The 14,973-nt window shown below is 61.6% G+C and carries 14 protein-coding genes; 6 read left to right on the top strand and 8 right to left on the bottom strand.

Going from position 1 to position 14,973, the window contains the following annotated elements; translation table 11 throughout:
* Positions 1 to 58 precede the first annotated feature (58 nt).
* Positions 59 to 577 (top strand): DUF402 domain-containing protein, encoded by a 519-nt coding sequence (locus ACSW29_RS25160; RefSeq protein WP_448278575.1) that lies wholly within the window; start codon positions 59 to 61, stop codon positions 575 to 577.
* A gap of 4 nt (positions 578 to 581) precedes the next feature.
* Here the strand turns inward: ACSW29_RS25160 and coaE are convergent, their stop codons facing one another.
* Complete coding sequence (gene coaE, locus ACSW29_RS25165) at positions 582 to 1,796, bottom strand: dephospho-CoA kinase (protein ID WP_448278576.1); 1,215 nt, start codon at positions 1,794 to 1,796, stop codon at positions 582 to 584.
* Positions 1,797 to 1,955: 159 nt separating this feature from the next.
* Here coaE and ACSW29_RS25170 point away from each other — a divergent pair, with 159 nt between their 5' ends.
* The gene (locus tag ACSW29_RS25170; protein ID WP_003944056.1) at positions 1,956 to 2,171 is read left to right on the top strand and encodes a hypothetical protein; all 216 of its coding nucleotides are present in this window, start codon (positions 1,956 to 1,958) and stop codon (positions 2,169 to 2,171) included.
* A gap of 174 nt (positions 2,172 to 2,345) precedes the next feature.
* Here the strand turns inward: ACSW29_RS25170 and rpsA are convergent, their stop codons facing one another.
* Positions 2,346 to 3,833 carry a 30S ribosomal protein S1 gene (gene rpsA, locus ACSW29_RS25175; protein WP_230813265.1) on the bottom strand — a complete coding sequence of 496 codons (1,488 nt, stop codon included), beginning with the start codon at positions 3,831 to 3,833 and terminating at the stop codon, positions 2,346 to 2,348.
* Positions 3,834 to 4,186: 353 nt separating this feature from the next.
* Between rpsA and ACSW29_RS25180 the strand changes: the two genes are divergently transcribed.
* Positions 4,187 to 5,032: a class I SAM-dependent methyltransferase gene (locus ACSW29_RS25180; protein ID WP_317828964.1), complete on the top strand. Its 846-nt coding sequence runs from the start codon at positions 4,187 to 4,189 to the stop codon at positions 5,030 to 5,032.
* A gap of 3 nt (positions 5,033 to 5,035) precedes the next feature.
* On the opposite strand, the gene ACSW29_RS25185 is transcribed toward ACSW29_RS25180, so the two are convergent.
* From ACSW29_RS25185 to ACSW29_RS25200, 4 genes are all read right to left on the bottom strand, one after another.
* Positions 5,036 to 5,797 carry an amino acid ABC transporter ATP-binding protein gene (locus ACSW29_RS25185; RefSeq protein ID WP_003944053.1) on the bottom strand — a complete coding sequence of 254 codons (762 nt, stop codon included), beginning with the start codon at positions 5,795 to 5,797 and terminating at the stop codon, positions 5,036 to 5,038.
* Entirely contained in the window at positions 5,794 to 6,750 is a 957-nt protein-coding gene (locus ACSW29_RS25190; RefSeq protein WP_003944035.1) for an amino acid ABC transporter permease, read from the bottom strand. Before ACSW29_RS25190 ends, ACSW29_RS25185 begins: the two co-directional genes overlap by 4 nt.
* Positions 6,750 to 7,622 (bottom strand): ABC transporter substrate-binding protein, encoded by an 873-nt coding sequence (locus ACSW29_RS25195; protein WP_448278577.1) that lies wholly within the window; start codon positions 7,620 to 7,622, stop codon positions 6,750 to 6,752. The genes ACSW29_RS25190 and ACSW29_RS25195 overlap by 1 nt, the downstream gene beginning before the upstream one ends.
* A gap of 206 nt (positions 7,623 to 7,828) precedes the next feature.
* The gene (locus ACSW29_RS25200) at positions 7,829 to 8,926 is read right to left on the bottom strand and encodes an isocitrate/isopropylmalate dehydrogenase family protein (RefSeq protein ID WP_448278578.1); all 1,098 of its coding nucleotides are present in this window, start codon (positions 8,924 to 8,926) and stop codon (positions 7,829 to 7,831) included.
* Here ACSW29_RS25200 and ACSW29_RS25205 point away from each other — a divergent pair.
* Complete coding sequence (locus ACSW29_RS25205) at positions 8,892 to 9,467, top strand: 2'-5' RNA ligase family protein (RefSeq protein WP_448278579.1); 576 nt, start codon at positions 8,892 to 8,894, stop codon at positions 9,465 to 9,467. The genes ACSW29_RS25200 and ACSW29_RS25205 overlap by 35 nt on opposite strands.
* On the opposite strand, the gene ACSW29_RS25210 is transcribed toward ACSW29_RS25205, so the two are convergent.
* Positions 9,412 to 10,341 (bottom strand): DMT family transporter, encoded by a 930-nt coding sequence (locus ACSW29_RS25210; RefSeq protein WP_448278580.1) that lies wholly within the window; start codon positions 10,339 to 10,341, stop codon positions 9,412 to 9,414. The genes ACSW29_RS25205 and ACSW29_RS25210 overlap by 56 nt on opposite strands.
* Positions 10,342 to 10,554: 213 nt before the next feature.
* Between ACSW29_RS25210 and ACSW29_RS25215 the strand changes: the two genes are divergently transcribed.
* Both ACSW29_RS25215 and trxA read left to right on the top strand, forming a co-directional pair.
* A complete protein-coding gene (locus tag ACSW29_RS25215) occupies positions 10,555 to 11,550 on the top strand; it encodes a helix-turn-helix domain-containing protein (protein ID WP_448278581.1) in 996 nt (331 codons plus the stop codon).
* 74 nt (positions 11,551 to 11,624) lie between these two features.
* A complete protein-coding gene (trxA, locus tag ACSW29_RS25220) occupies positions 11,625 to 11,996 on the top strand; it encodes a thioredoxin (protein WP_214890358.1) in 372 nt (123 codons plus the stop codon).
* Positions 11,997 to 12,071: 75 nt separating this feature from the next.
* On the opposite strand, the gene polA is transcribed toward trxA, so the two are convergent.
* Complete coding sequence (gene polA / locus ACSW29_RS25225) at positions 12,072 to 14,819, bottom strand: DNA polymerase I (protein ID WP_448278582.1); 2,748 nt, start codon at positions 14,817 to 14,819, stop codon at positions 12,072 to 12,074.
* Positions 14,820 to 14,973: the final 154 nt, after the last annotated feature.

The following is a 14,973-nucleotide window of genomic DNA, read 5'->3' on the forward strand; positions in this document are numbered from 1 at the left end:
CAATGCCTGCTCGTCCGCGTTCAGCCGAAAATGCAGTTCGGCGGTAGGTTCATCGACCATGAGCGAGGAACGTCCCCACATTCACCGACCGAAGGTCGAAACCTTCGACATCGCAGCTCGCACCAACGTCGATCCCAAGGGTTTCATTCGCCCGGTCGAGCAGTACCGCGAGGAACCATGGGGGCTGTACATGGCGCGCCACGCCGACCATCCCCGGTTTCACTACCTGGAGTCGTGGATCATTCCCGAACTCGGAATTCGGGCGTCGATCCTGCACTTCACCCCGGAACACGTTCGAGACTGGGATTACTATGTCGACATCGGTGACTTCACTCGCAGCGAGCAGGTCTGGACATCTGAGGACCACTACCTTGACCTGATCGTGCACACCGGGCACAGCATCGAATTGCTCGACGTCGACGAGTTGCTCGAGGCAAACACCGCCGGAATCCTGGACCCGAAGACGTCCGAGCGCGCAATGCTGAACGCTGCCCGAGCCATCGACGGTATCGCCACCCACGGTCACAACCTCGACGCATGGCTGGGCTCGTTGGGCATGCCGGTCACGTGGCGCTGAGCCGTTAGAGGGACCAGCCTGATTTCTCGGCCCATTCCCACGCCCGGTGGAATGCGGCGTCGAACCACGGGGTCTTGACCCCCAGATAGGCGTCGATCGCCGAGGCGTAGTCGTCGATGCCGGCAGCCCTCGCAGCCGCCTTGACCTTGAGTTCGGCGTACTCGGCACGCGCCGAGGCGTCGGCACGAAGCCAGTCACGAAAGAGGATCGCAAACTGCTGACCCGGCCAACCGTCCACCCGAATGTGTATGTTCGCGCGGCGCCCTGGATCGGCGCTGCCGTGAATTCGCTTCGCCCACACCGCCGGATCGGTCTCGCCACCGAGGTACGACGGCTTCGGGTCGTCAGCGACGATGTGCTCGATCCGGGGGAACCCAGCAGCGGCCAGATCCTGCGCGAGGTCGTCTGCAACGCCGAGGTGCTCGACAGTGATCTGAATGTCGATCACGTCCTTGGCATCGAGACCAGGCACTGCGGTCGATCCGATGTGATCGATACGGCGCGCGCGGTCACCGGCCACCAGTGACAACCGGCCGATGATTCGTTCCGCCTGCGCCGGCCACGACGGGTCAGCTGGAGTCAGCTCGGGAAGCGCGCGCACCACCGTGCCCTCGCGGAGGTTCTTCTCGAAGGGAACAAGTCGATTCGCCCACAGGTCGTGGACCACGCCGTCAAGTGAACCCGGCTCGCCGCTGTTGTCGAGCCACACGTCGGCAACAGCACGACGCTGATCGTCACTTGCCTGCGCTGCGATGCGCGCACGCGCGTCGGATTCCGGCATACCGCGTGAGCCCACCAGGCGTCGAACTCGCTCCTCCTCGTCGACGTAGACGATGACGACCAGGTTGAATGCCGGCGCCATGGAACCCTCGACCAAGAGCGGAATGTCTTGAACGAGCACTGCATCCGACGGCGCGGACGAGATCTGCTCCATCGTCCGCGCACCGATCAGTGGGTGGAGGATGCCGTTCAGAGTTCCACGTGACGTGTCGTCGGCAAACGCCAACGACGCCAACGCGGGGCGGTTGAGGCTGCCGTCCTCGGACAGAATCCCGTCGCCGAATGCGTCGGCCAGAGCGGCAAGTCCAGGAGCACCGGGCTCGACCACTTCTCGGGCGATCAGGTCGGCATCGACGATGACGGCTCCCAGTTCGCTGAGGATTTTCGACACTGTCGACTTACCGGCTCCGATGCCTCCAGTGAGGCCTACTCTCAACACACTCGACAGTCTCTCATCTCCGCGTCCGAGAGATTCAGACACGCCTACAGATCGAACACGCCGAGACCTTCGAGGCTCAAATACCACAATTTCGGTGACCGTGCGGTTATGTTCTAGCGAACGCACCTGTACCTGCACCTTCTCGAGAAAGTGGACGCCATGCGAGCAGATCGCGACCATCACGGTCAGCACCGCCTCGGAATGCCGAACGGCGTGCACTGCATAGAGTTTCCCGAAGTTGCTTTTGCCCTGGCAGAGCACCGTCGTACGTGGTTCACGATGCTCGTGAGCCAAGGCCGACACAGCTTCGCGTCGATGCGTAAGCGCACAGCCGAAGCGACCGCCACCTATTGGGTGCCTGCTCCCGCAAACTGAGTTCTCTGCACCAAATACAAAATGACCGGCAACCATTCGGTGCCGGTCATTTTTATGTTCGCTCACTGAATATTGCGCCGGCAAGTGGTACCTGACAGAGAAAGAACCCCGCCCCTGCAAGTGCAGGGGCGGGGTTCTTCACAGATCTCGCTTGATCAGATCAAGCGGTAATCCTTATGCGTTGCCCGACAGCTTCTCACGAAGTGCGGCGAGCTGTGCATCGCTGGCAAGCGATCCGCCGGCAGACTCGGCCGGAGCGGAGCCGGCAGCAGCCGGAGCCTCGGTGTCGTCTGCAGCAGCCGTCTCCGAGGAGTAGCCGGCAGCAGCAGTGGCAGCCTCAGCGGCCTCGTCTGCAGCGGTCTTCTCCATCTGAGTGGTGTGCATCTTGTGGCGACGCTCAGCCTCGGCGTAGCGGTTCTCCCACTCTTCACGCTGCTTGTCGAAGCCCTCGAGCCATTCGTTGGTCTCGGGATCGAAGCCCTCGGGGAAGATGTAGTTGCCCTGGTCGTCGTACGAGTCGGCCATGCCGTACTTGGACGGATCGAACTCGGCGTTGTAATCCTCGTTGGCCTGCTTCAGCGACAGCGAGATACGACGACGCTCGAGGTCGATGTCGATGACCTTGACGAGTGCATCGTCGCCGACGCCGACAACCTGGTCCGGAACCTCGACGTGGCGCTCAGCGAGCTCCGAGATGTGAACGAGGCCTTCGATTCCCTCTTCGACGCGCACGAATGCACCGAACGGAACCAGCTTCGTGACCTTGCCGGGCACGATCTGGCCGATGGCGTGCGTGCGGGCGAACTGACGCCACGGATCTTCCTGCGTTGCCTTGAGCGACAGGGAGACGCGCTCGCGGTCCAGGTCGACGTCGAGAACCTCGACGGTGACCTCGGTGCCGACCTCGACAACCTCGGACGGGTGATCGATGTGCTTCCAAGACAGCTCGGAAACGTGAACCAGACCGTCTACGCCGCCCAGGTCCACGAATGCACCGAAGTTGACGATGGAGGACACGACGCCCTTGCGGACCTGGCCCTTCTGGAGCTGGTGCAGGAATTCGCTGCGAACCTCGGACTGAGTCTGCTCGAGCCATGCGCGGCGCGACAGGACCACGTTGTTGCGGTTCTTGTCGAGCTCGATGATCTTGGCCTCGATCTCCTTGCCGACGTACGGCTGGAGGTCGCGGACGCGACGCATTTCGACGAGCGAAGCGGGGAGGAAGCCACGAAGACCGATGTCAAGGATGAGGCCGCCCTTGACGACCTCGATGACGGTGCCCTTGACGGCCTCGTCCTTCTCCTTGAGCTCCTCGATGGTGCCCCAGGCACGCTCGTACTGAGCGCGCTTCTTCGACAGGATCAGTCGACCTTCTTTGTCCTCCTTGGTGAGGACGAGAGCCTCGACCGCATCTCCCACGGAGACGACCTCGTTGGGGTCGACGTCGTGCTTGATGGAGAGCTCACGAGAAGGGATGACGCCTTCGGTCTTGTAACCGATGTCGAGCAGAACCTCGTCGCGGTCGACCTTGACGATGGTTCCTTCGACGATGTCACCATCGTTGAAGTACTTGATCGTGGCATCGATGGCGGCGAGGAAGTCCTCGGCGGAGCCAATGTCGTTAATGGCAACCTGCGGCGAGGTGACGGTTGTGGAGGGCATATGTTGAATTGCTCCGGACGAGTTGTGGTCGGTTGATGGATTTTGTCGGACGAGATGCGCAACTGTGGCGTACAAATGTTGGAAGTACTTTTGTGAAGTACTAGATCGAAGTACCCAGCTGCATCAATAACGAACAACCGAATACCGGATCACATTCCACACCGCAGAACCGCACCGCGAGCTCTCTCGTTCCGGCTGACTCCGAGATCCTGGCCAAGATGATCTTGGTAAAGATCTCGTATAGACAATCGGTCGGATGACAGACACTCGCGTGGGTAAGACTACGCGTCGGCTATCTTGCCGGGCAAACCCGGGTACCCTGCGGCCGAGTCACCCGTTCTACTGTGTTGTTCATGTCTGACGAGCGCCATGCCGCCGCCAATTCCATTCTCGGTACCAGCGGTGTCGGCCGGGTCCGTGTCGATTCGAGTGCCAGCGACCGCGCCAGCCGTGCGTGGTGGGACGCCGACGCCGACGATTACCACCGAACCCACGGCGAGTTTCTGGGCGTGAACAGCGCGGAAGGTGAATTCGTCTGGTGCCCCGAAGGGCTGCACGAGGGCGATCACCACTTGCTCGGCGACATAGTCGACAAAGACATATTGGAAGTGGGTTGCGGCTCGGCGCCGTGTGCCCGATGGCTCGCCGGACACGGTGCTCGGGCCGTCGGTCTCGACATCTCTATGGGGATGCTCGCCCGCGGGCAGGACGCGATGAATGTCGGCGGACCGGCAGTCCCGTTGATTCAGGCAAGTGCGGAACTCCTGCCGTTTGCCGACGAGAGTTTCGACATCGTCTGTTCCGCGTTCGGCGCCGTCCCGTTCGTTGCCGATTCGCAGCGAGTGATGAACGAGGTCGCCCGGGTTCTGCGTCCCGGCGGATCGTGGGTCTTTGCCGTCAACCATCCGATCCGATGGATCTTCCCCGACGATCCCGGGCCGAAGGGCTTGACCGCGACCCTCCCCTACTTCGACCGCACCCCGTATGTCGAGGTCGACGACAACGGAGTCCCCACCTACGTCGAGCATCACCGAACCATCGGAGACCGGGTTCGTGAGATCGTCGCGGCCGGACTTCAGATCCGCGACATCATCGAGCCCGAATGGCCGGAGTGGTTGGACCGCGAATGGGGACAGTGGAGTCCCCTCCGCGGCCAACTCTTTCCGGGCACTGCAATTTTCAGCGCCGTCAAACCCTGACGGCTACAGCAGCTTCGACAGGAACGCCTTGGTCCGATCGTGCTGCGGATTGGCCAGGAGTTCCCGCGGCTCGCCTGCCTCGACCACAACTCCCCCGTCCATGAACACCAACTGGTCTGCGACCTCGCGGGCGAAACCCATCTCGTGGGTGACGACCACCATCGTCATGCCTTCTTTGGCCAATTGCTTCATCACGGTGAGAACTTCACCGACAAGTTCGGGGTCGAGCGCGGACGTCGGCTCGTCGAACAGCATGAGCTTCGGGTCCATCGCGAGAGCGCGGGCGATGGCAACTCTTTGCTGCTGACCGCCAGACAACTGGGCCGGGTAGGCGTTGGCTTTGGCGCTCAACCCGACCTGATCGAGGAGGTCCTTCGCGCGTTCGACAGCCTTCTTCTTGCTGACGCGCTTGACCTGCGTCGGTGCTTCGATGATGTTCTCGAGAGCGGTGCGGTGCGGGAACAGGTTGAAGTGCTGAAACACCATTCCGATGTCGCGGCGTTGTTTGGCCGCTGCTCGCGGGTGGAGTTCGTACAGCTTGCCGTTCTTCTCCGAGTAGCCCACCAGGTCGCCGTCGACGTACAGACGGCCGGCGTTGACCTGCTCGAGGTGATTGATACAGCGCAAGAACGTCGACTTGCCCGACCCGGACGGTCCGACGAGGCACAGAACTTGGCCGGGATCGATTTCGAGTGAGACCCCTTTGAGAACCTCGAGCGCGCCGAAGTTCTTACAGACCCGGTCTGCCTTCACCATCGGTGTCATCTGCGTTCTCCTCCTGGAATATCCGGGAGTGTCTCCACTACCGTTTCTTTGCCCTGTGCGTCGGCGAGTGCCTGAAGCTGGCGCGTAGTGAGCGTCCTCGTCGACCCTTTCGAATAGTGGCGTTCGACGTAGTACTGGCCGACCATGAGAACACTGGTCATTGCGAGGTACCACGTAACCGCGACCATCAAGAGTGGGATCGGCTCGAAATTTGCACCGGATATGTCTCTCGCTCGTCCGTAGAGTTCGGTACTCAGCGGCACTGCGGTCACCAGCGAAGTCGTCTTGAGCAAGCTGATCAATTCGTTGCCGGTTGGTGGAATGATCACCCGCATCGCCTGGGGAAGGACCGTTCGCCGCATCGTCTGACCCCACGTCATTCCCAAAGCCACTGACGCTTCGGTCTGACCTTCGTTGACCGAGGCGATACCTGCACGGACGATTTCGGCCATGTACGCCGCCTCGTTCAATGCGAGTCCGATGACTGCGAAGAGAAACGCCGCCTGGAGGTCTTGCATGTCGAAATGCACGAACTGATGGACGAACGGAACGCCGAGATCGATGCTCTTGTATATGGAGGGGAAGAGACCCCAGAAGACGAGCTGGACGTAAACGGGCGTGCCGCGGAAGACCCACAAATACACCCAGGCAGCGGACTTCAGCACCGGGTTCGGCGACAGCCGCATTACCGCGAGGACGATGCCCAGAACGATCGCGGCTGCCATCGACAGAATTGTCAGTTGAATGGTGACCCAGGCGGCCTTCGAAATTCGAGCGTCGAAGAGGTACTGGCGGTAAGTCGCCCAGCCGAACTGTTCATTGGTCGCCGAACCGTAGATAAAGAGCCCCACCAGGACCACCACCACGACTGCTGCGACCCATCGGCCCGGTCTGCGCAGTGGGATCGCCTTGATCGGCGCCGGATCGCCAGTCTCAGTTGTTGTCATGTTCATCAGCTTTCCGCGCCGTTGATCTTGGATACTTCGATGACGCCGGCTTCAACACTCCAGGTCTGCGCGATCTGTTGATAGACGCCGTTGTCGATCAGGTACTGCATTGCCTGCTGCAGGGCGGGACCAAGGGCGGAACCCTTCACGATCGGCCAACCGTACGGCGCGGAATCAAAGGGCTCACCCGCAGCTTCCATCCGCCCCTTACTCCGTTTGATCGCATAGCCGGTCACCGGTGAATCCGCAGACAACGCGTCGACTCGACCCAGGATGAGAGCATTGGCCGCATCGTCCTGACTGTCGTACTTGATCTTCTCGATGGGCGGTTTGCCCGCAGCAACGCATGCCTCGCTCTTGGCGGGTACTTCGTCGATGTCCTCGGTGGTTGTGGTCTGCACCGCCACCCGCAACCCACACGCATTGTTCGGGTCAACGGGATTGTCCGGACGTTGCGCCCACTGGATACCCGCGCTGTAGTACGTGACGAAGTCGACCGACTTCTCCCGCTCCTTGGAGTCGGTGAACGAAGACATGCCGAGGTCGTAGCTTCCCGACTGGATAGCGGGGATGATCTTGTCGAAGTCGGCCTGGTTGAAGACAGCTTCGACCCCGAGCACAGTCGCCACTGCGTTCATGACGTCGACGTCGAAGCCGACGATTTTGCCATTCTCATCTTTGAATTCGTTTGGTGCGTACGGAATGTTGACGCCGACCTGTAGCTTGCCCGACTCCGTTACCTTGGGCGGCAGGAGAGCAGCGATCTCTGGAACCTTCTGGACATTCAGGGGAGGTCCTTCTGGAACGAGACCCTCGTTGTTGGTGACGCACCCACCGCACAGAGCGACGATCAAGCCCACCAACAGGACTCGCACCACGTTGGCGCGTATACCCCCGCCACTACCAGCGGCACTACCCCAGCCACGTGGCCTTGGTGCCCGTGCGTTTTCACCGACCACGACTCTGCTCTCCACTCGTCGATCGCCGCACTTGCAACGTCCATCCGAAATTCAGTCGAACGGTAGGTTACGGCAGGAGTTCCACCGTCGCCGACTTCGCAAGATTCCGGCCTGTCGTACAAGAATCAGCGACGCAGAGTGTGTGCGTACACGACTTCGGAAAATTCGCTGGTCGATGCCAAACCGCCGAGGTCTGCGGTGGCGATGCCCGAAGCGATGGTCGTGCGAACGGCGTCCGAAATCCGGCCTGCCGCCACAGACAACAACCGATCGCTCCGCGCGTCACCGAGCCAGTCGAGCATCATCGCGCTCGAGAGGAACAGTGCCGTTGGGTTCGCCCGATTCTTGCCGGCGATGTCGGGTGCTGCACCGTGCGCGGCCTGAGCCATGACCTGCTTCTCGGAAGCGTTGATCGACGGGGCAGTTCCGAGTGAACCAGACAGCTCACCCGCCAGATCGGACAATATGTCGCCGAACATGTTTTCGGTCACTACGACGTCGAAGTCGCCGCCGCGTCGAACCAGGTGCGCCGCCATCGCGTCGACGTGCTCGTCGTCGACGACGACGTGTGGGAACTCTGCGCCGACGGTTCGGCAGGCGTCGCGGAAGAGGCCGGTGGTCAGCGTGAGGACGTTGGCCTTGTGGACGATCGTGACGTGATTGCGCCGACGCGACGCCAACGCGAAGGCAGTGCGTGCGATTCGTTCACACGCGGCGCGGGTGAACACACCGACTGCCAACGCGATGTCGGGCGTCGGCATGAATTCGCCGCTGCCGACTGCCATGTTCCGGTCCGCGTACAACCCCTCGGTGTTCTCGCGGACGATCACCAGATCCATGTCGGGGACCATCGCCTTCACGCCGGGGAACGCTGCCGCCGGTCGGATGTTCGCGAACAACTCGAACTTTTTCCGGATGACGCCGCCGGGGGTGAGTTGTCCGCTAAACCTCTCTGGATAGGACACACTGTCGTGCGGTCCGAGTATCCAACCCTGCAGCTGTCCCAACGCATCGATGGTCTCGTCGGGAATCGGTGTGCCGTGGCTGTCGATGGCCGAGCTCCCGAGCGGAAGCTCGACCCACTCCACGGGCGGCGCATGAACCGCTGACAACGCCGCATCCACGATCTGCCGTGTCGCCGGGACGATTTCGTGGCCGATTCCGTCGCCGTGCATGAGTCCCAGCCGCATGGCCGGCGTACCGATTGCGCTCGCACCTGTCATCAGGCAATCATTGCTCACCATGGTCCAGTCGGTGGAATTGCTCCTCGATCCGGTGAGTGAGTCGGCAGTCCGCGCGCAATGGCAGCTTCTCGCCGACGCCGGATTCCCAAGTCAGGCCTCCCATCACAGCCCGTCCAACCGCCCGCACATCACGCTGTTCGTCGCCCGCGAGATCCCCGTCGAGATCGACGAACTGTTGAAGCGACGCTTCTCGGCCCCGGACTTCGAAGTCCGACTGGGTGGCTACGTCGTATTCGGCGGCAAGCAGATGGTCTTGGCTCGCTCAGTCATTCCTTCGCGCGCGCTCCTTCACCTGCACCGAGAAATAGCCGAAGCAACAGTCGGATCAACTGCGCTACCCGCCCATGTCGAGCCTGGCGGGTGGACGCCGCATGTGACGCTCGCCCGCCGCGTCGAACCTGCACGTCTGGGTGAGGCCATCGCTCTGGTCGGCACCGACGTGATTCACGGGCGCAGCGGAGCGATCAGGCGCTGGGACGGCGAACAGAAGACGGAATGGTTGCTGACGCCGCGGCTGTGACAGATCGGGTTGCTCGTCGGGTCATCAGGATTCCCGCGATCACTGCGAGTGCCCCAACCGGTTGATTCCAGCCGATCCTCTCGTCCAACACTATTGCCCCGAGCGCGACGCCCACTACTGGGCTGAGGTAGGTGACAGTCGACGCTGCAGTCGGCCCCCACCCTTGAACGACATTGGTGTTCCAGATGAACGCGAGCCCAGTCCCCAGCGCGCCCAGCGCGATCATCGACAGGACAACTGCCGGCGTCAGGTGCATCGGCGTGTTCGCGACGACCGGAGAGGCAAGAACCATCACTAGTGCACCGATACTGATCTGCAATAGCGCGACCGTACGGGTGTCGATCCCGAGCGGAAGCACGAAGCGCCTGAGGTAGACAAACGAAATCCCGTACGACGCAGTCGCTCCCAGGCAGGCCATCTGAGCGCCGAGACTTCCGCCGACGCCGAGATTCCACGGCGCCAATACGATCAGCACTCCAGCGAATCCGAGCAGCAACCCCAGCGATTTGTATCGCGTCAGCGTCACACCCGGCAGAAAGGCAAGCGAGACAGCCATAGTCATCAATGGTGTGGTGGCATTGTAGATACTCGCGAGTCCGGAAGACATGCTCTGCTCGGCCCAACTGAACAGCAGCCACGGCACGATGCATTGCGTCGCTGCGAGAAACGCCAAGTGTTTCCAGACGCGAAAGTCCCTCGGTATGCCGATCCGACTCACCGCTGACACGAGAACAAGCGCGAAAGCGCCGAAGACCAAGCGCCACAAAACTACCTGAGTGAAGGACAGACCCTCGAGCCCGATCTTCATGAAGAGGAAACTGGCTCCCCACACCACCGCAGCTGCGGTGTATTGGAAAGCCAGACTCACCCTCACAGAGTGAAGTCTCCATGAGGACTGACGTCGTGACGGGTGTCGGGCGTACGGCCGACAAGAGCTAGTACGTTCAGGACCAGGAGGACCAGAAGACTGATGACGATGATTGCCATGTGTCCAGCCTGACGCAAGGCCGCGCCCTTCAACAGTGGCAGAAAAGCCAGACATGGTCGATTTTCTGCCACTTTGTCGTTTTTCTGTCACACTCGAAAGATGCTCGCGAAAGTGGTGGTCCCACTGATGCCGATGACCGAGGCGTTCGAACTCGGCGTGGCATGTGAAGTATTCGGCTTCGACCGATCCGACGACGGCCTCCCGACGTACGACTTCTCTCTGATCGCCGCAGTTCCGGGCCCGATCCGAACACGCTTCGGCTACAACATCGATGTTCCGTACAACCTCGACTCTCTCGATGACGCCGATCTCATCGTCGTTTCTGCCGGCGGCACCTACGACGCAGGCGACGCGTATATGTGCTCGCCGAGTCCCGACTCGAGTGTCGATCCCCTGCTGGTCAAACTCCGTGAGGCGGTGGCCCGGGGCGCCAAGGTGGCAAGCCTGTGCACCGGCGCGTTTGTCCTCGGGGCGGCGGGACTGCTGGATGGGAAGCGATGCACGACGCATTGGCGTCACGCCGAAAGGCTGGCCCAGACGTATCCGGAAGCCAAGGTCGATCCGGACGTGCTGTACATGGACGAAGATCCGGTGTTCACCAGCGCCGGCACCGCAGCAGGAATCGATCTTTGCTTGCACATCGTCCGCAAGGAACAGGGCTCTCGCGTGGCCAACGGCATCGCGAGAAGGATGGTGGTACCGCCGCATCGTGACGGCGGTCAGGCTCAGTACGTCGCCACTCCCCTCACCTCGACGCCGAGCGCAACTCTTGCCCCACTCCTCGACTGGATGACGGAGAATCTCGCCGTCGACCTCACTGTCGGCATGGTTGCAGCGCGAGCGAACATGTCCGCTCGCACCTTTGCGCGCCGTTTCCAAGCGGAAACAGGGACAACCCCCGCGCGTTGGCTCAGCGATCAGCGAGTACTGGCCGCCCAGCAACTACTCGAGAATTCGGACCTCTCCGTCGACGTCATCGCAGAACGCGTCGGATTCGGCGGCGGTGCCGTGCTCCGCCAGCACTTCATTCGCCTGCGTTGCACCACGCCCCAGGCGTACCGCCGGACGTTTCGGGCGGCCGAGAACGCAAGCTGAAATCCACTCAGGGAAGAATCAGCGGTTCCGGGGCGTTGCACACACCAACAGCCCGCACAATGGAAAGGACCCCCGTGGCCACCCAGACACTCACCCAGCAGAACTTCGACGAAACGATCAACGGCAGCGACGTCGTCCTCGTGGACTTCTGGGCTTCATGGTGCGGCCCGTGCCGCCAGTTCGCGCCGACGTTCGAAGCCTCCTCCGAGAAGCACAGCGACGTCGTTCACGCCAAGGTGGACACCGAAGCCGAGCAGGGAATCGCAGCGGCCGCCAACATCCGCTCCATCCCCACGATCATGGCCTTCCGCGAAGGCGTTCTCGTGTTCAACCAGGCCGGCGCACTTCCTGCCGCTCAGCTCGAAGAGCTGGTGACTCAGGTCAAGGCACTCGACATGGACGAGGTCCGCAAGCAGATCGCAGAGCAGACCGCCTCTGCTGAGTAGCGAAAGAAGGCTGGGCCGGAATCGAATGCGATTCCGGCCCAGCCTTTTTCGTAGCCAGCCCTATTTGTTGCCGACTCAGTGGGCCGCGCTGTCCCAGCTTCGACCAGTTCCCACCGAAACATCCAGCGGTACCGACAACTCGATGGCTGTGGCCATCTTGTCCCTGACCAACGCAGTGACCTCCTCCAACTCGGAGGCAACCACTTCGAGCACCAATTCGTCGTGAACCTGCAACAGCATGCGCGACTTCAATCCGGCGTCGGCGAGAGCCTTCTGCACGTTGATCATCGCGACCTTGATGATGTCGGCCGCCGTGCCCTGGATCGGCGCGTTCAAGGCAGCACGTTCGGCCACCTCACGACGCTGACGGTTGTCACTGTTGAGATCGGGCAGATACCGACGTCGCCCGTAGAGAGTCGAGGTGTAACCGTCCTTACGCGCTTGCTCGACCACTGCGTGGAGGTAATCCCGCACACCGCCGAAACGAGCGAAGTACGCATCCATCTGCTGCTTCGCTTCTTCGGTCGAAATCTTCAGCTGCGACGCCAATCCGTAAGCGCTCAATCCGTAGGCCAGACCGTAGGACATCGCTTTGACCCGGCGACGCAGTTCAGGAGTGACCTCTTCGATCGGAACACCGAATGCACGTGAGCCGACAAAGCTGTGCAGGTCCTCACCGGTGTTGAATGCCTCGATCAGTCCCTCGTCGCCTGAGACGTGCGCCATGATGCGCATTTCGATCTGGCTGTAATCGGCAGTGAGCAGAACGTCGAACCCCTGCCCGACCACAAATCCGTCGCGAATCTCGCGCCCCGCATCATTGCGGACCGGGATGTTCTGCAGGTTCGGATCGGTCGACGACAGCCGTCCGGTCGCGGCAACCGTCTGGTTGAACGTCGTGTGGATGCGACCGTCTTCGGCCACGGCCTTGAGAAGACCGTCGACGGTCACCTTCATACGCGTCGCATCACGGTGCGCGAGAAGGTGTTCGAGGAACGGGTGTCCCGTCTTGTCGAACAGACCCTGCAGCGCCTCGGCGTCGGTGGTGTAGCCAGTTTTCGTCTTCTTGGTCTTGGGCATGTCGAGTTCTTCGAACAAGACCACCTGCAGCTGCTTCGGCGAACCCAGGTTGATCTGCTTGTCGATCACCTCGTACGCGGAGTTTGCGGCGTCGGCGACCTGGGACGCGAAACGACTCTGCAGATCGTGCAGATGCGCGCTGTCGACGGCGATGCCGGTGGCCTCGATCTGCGCGAGCTCGATCGTCAACGGCAGTTCCATGTCGGAGAGGAGCGACTTGGACTCGATCGACTCCAACTCGGTATCCAACGCAGCTGCCAAGTCGAGGACGGCCTGAGCGCTGAGCATCGCGGTCTCGGCCGCTTCGGCATCAAGCTGTTCGGTGTCGTCGAGAAGTGAAAGCTGTTCCTGGCCGGAGGTTTCGGCACGAAGTTCACGCTTGAGGTAGCGCAGGGACAGATCATCGAGATTGAAGGTGCGCTGGCCTGGCCGGACGAGGTACGCGGCCAGAGCGGTGTCGCTGGTCAGTCCGCCGAGCGTCCAACCACGCCCACGCAGAGCGTGGATCGCCCACTTGGCTTCGTGCAGCGCCTTCGGCTGCGATGCGTCCGCAAGCCAATCACCGAGAGCCGCTTCATCTTCCGGCGTCGCCGTCGATGTCGCGATGTATGCGCATTCGCCGTCGGAGGCCGCGATCGCGAGTGCAGTGACGTCACCGGCAAACGGAGTTCTGGTTCCGAGCACAGTCACGCCGTGACGCTCACCGGTTCGCGCGTGAGCGTCGAGCCATGCCGCAACCGAACCTGGGGCGAGTGCGTCGCCGCTGACCTCGAAGCCCTCTTCGGCTTCGGGTTCGGACGACGACAGGGTCGCGAACAGTCGATCGCGGAGAACCTTGAACTCGAGATCGTCGAACAACGCATGAATCTTCTCGCGGTCCCACGGAGCCAACACCAACTGCTCGGGCGTGTACGGCAAAGGAACGTCGCGAACCATTTCGGTCAGCTGGCGATTGAGCAGGACGTTTGCAAGGTTCTCGCGTAGTGAGTCACCCACCTTGCCACGGACCTTGTCCACGTTGTCCACCAGTCCCTGCAGGTCACCGTACTCACGGATCCACTTGGTGGCGGTCTTCTCGCCGACGCCTGGGATACCGGGGAGGTTGTCACTCGGGTCGCCGCGCAGGGCAGCAAAATCCGGATACTGCGACGGAGTGAGGCTGTACTTCTCCTCGACGGCCGTCGGCGTGAATCGGGTGAGCTCCGAGACGCCCTTCTTCGGGTAGAGCACAGTGACGTTGTCGGTCACCAGCTGCAGCGAGTCGCGGTCGCCGGTCACGACGAGAACTCGGTATCCGAGGGCCTCCGCCTGCGTGGTCAACGTGGCAATCACGTCGTCGGCTTCGAAACCTTCCTCGGCCATGACCGGGATGCCCAGCGCGCCGAGAACGTCTTTGGTGATGTCGATCTGGCCCTTGAATTCGTCCGGAGCCTTCGCACGCTGCGCCTTGTATTCAGGGAACAGGTCGGCGCGAAACGTCTGACGCGACACGTCGAAGGCCGCAGCCAAGTGGGTCGGCTGTTCGTCGCGAAGAAGATTGATCAACATCGACGTGAAGCCGTACACCGCGTTGGTGGCCTGCCCACTGTGTGTCTTGAAGTTCTCTGCAGGCAGCGCGTAGAAGGCGCGAAACGCCAACGAATGCCCGTCGAGAAGCATCAAGAGAGGGCGATCGTCCGCCTTGCCGGTGGTGCCGGCTGAAGCGGTGGACGTGCTGGACCGAGTTGTGGTTGCGGGGCTCACGGTTCATCAGTCTAGGGATCGCGACCGACATCGACGCCTTCGCCGTTGTTTACGCAGGAACAGGCACAAGAATCGGACAAGTGATGCAGCCATCGGTCTTCGATACGGAACCGAAACATCCCGGAAATCCCAGAACCCCATCTGAAGCGAACAG

This window comes from Rhodococcus sp. GB-02 (assembly GCF_053470465.1).

What these genes read in the sequence shown, in the direction of transcription:
- ACSW29_RS25190 (WP_003944035.1), bottom strand. Translation starts at nt 6,750, where the DNA reads ATGAACATGACAACAACTGAGACTGGCGATCCGGCGCCGATCAAGGCG.
- ACSW29_RS25185 (WP_003944053.1), bottom strand. Translation starts at nt 5,797, where the DNA reads ATGACACCGATGGTGAAGGCAGACCGGGTCTGTAAGAACTTCGGCGCG.
- ACSW29_RS25160 (WP_448278575.1), top strand. Translation starts at nt 59, where the DNA reads ATGAGCGAGGAACGTCCCCACATTCACCGACCGAAGGTCGAAACCTTC.
- ACSW29_RS25200 (WP_448278578.1), bottom strand. Translation starts at nt 8,926, where the DNA reads ATGACAGGTGCGAGCGCAATCGGTACGCCGGCCATGCGGCTGGGACTC.
- ACSW29_RS25170 (WP_003944056.1), top strand. Translation starts at nt 1,956, where the DNA reads ATGCGAGCAGATCGCGACCATCACGGTCAGCACCGCCTCGGAATGCCG.
- ACSW29_RS25180 (WP_317828964.1), top strand. Translation starts at nt 4,187, where the DNA reads ATGTCTGACGAGCGCCATGCCGCCGCCAATTCCATTCTCGGTACCAGC.
- ACSW29_RS25215 (WP_448278581.1), top strand. Translation starts at nt 10,555, where the DNA reads ATGCTCGCGAAAGTGGTGGTCCCACTGATGCCGATGACCGAGGCGTTC.
- ACSW29_RS25205 (WP_448278579.1), top strand. Translation starts at nt 8,892, where the DNA reads ATGGCCGGCGTACCGATTGCGCTCGCACCTGTCATCAGGCAATCATTG.
- rpsA (WP_230813265.1), bottom strand. Translation starts at nt 3,833, where the DNA reads ATGCCCTCCACAACCGTCACCTCGCCGCAGGTTGCCATTAACGACATT.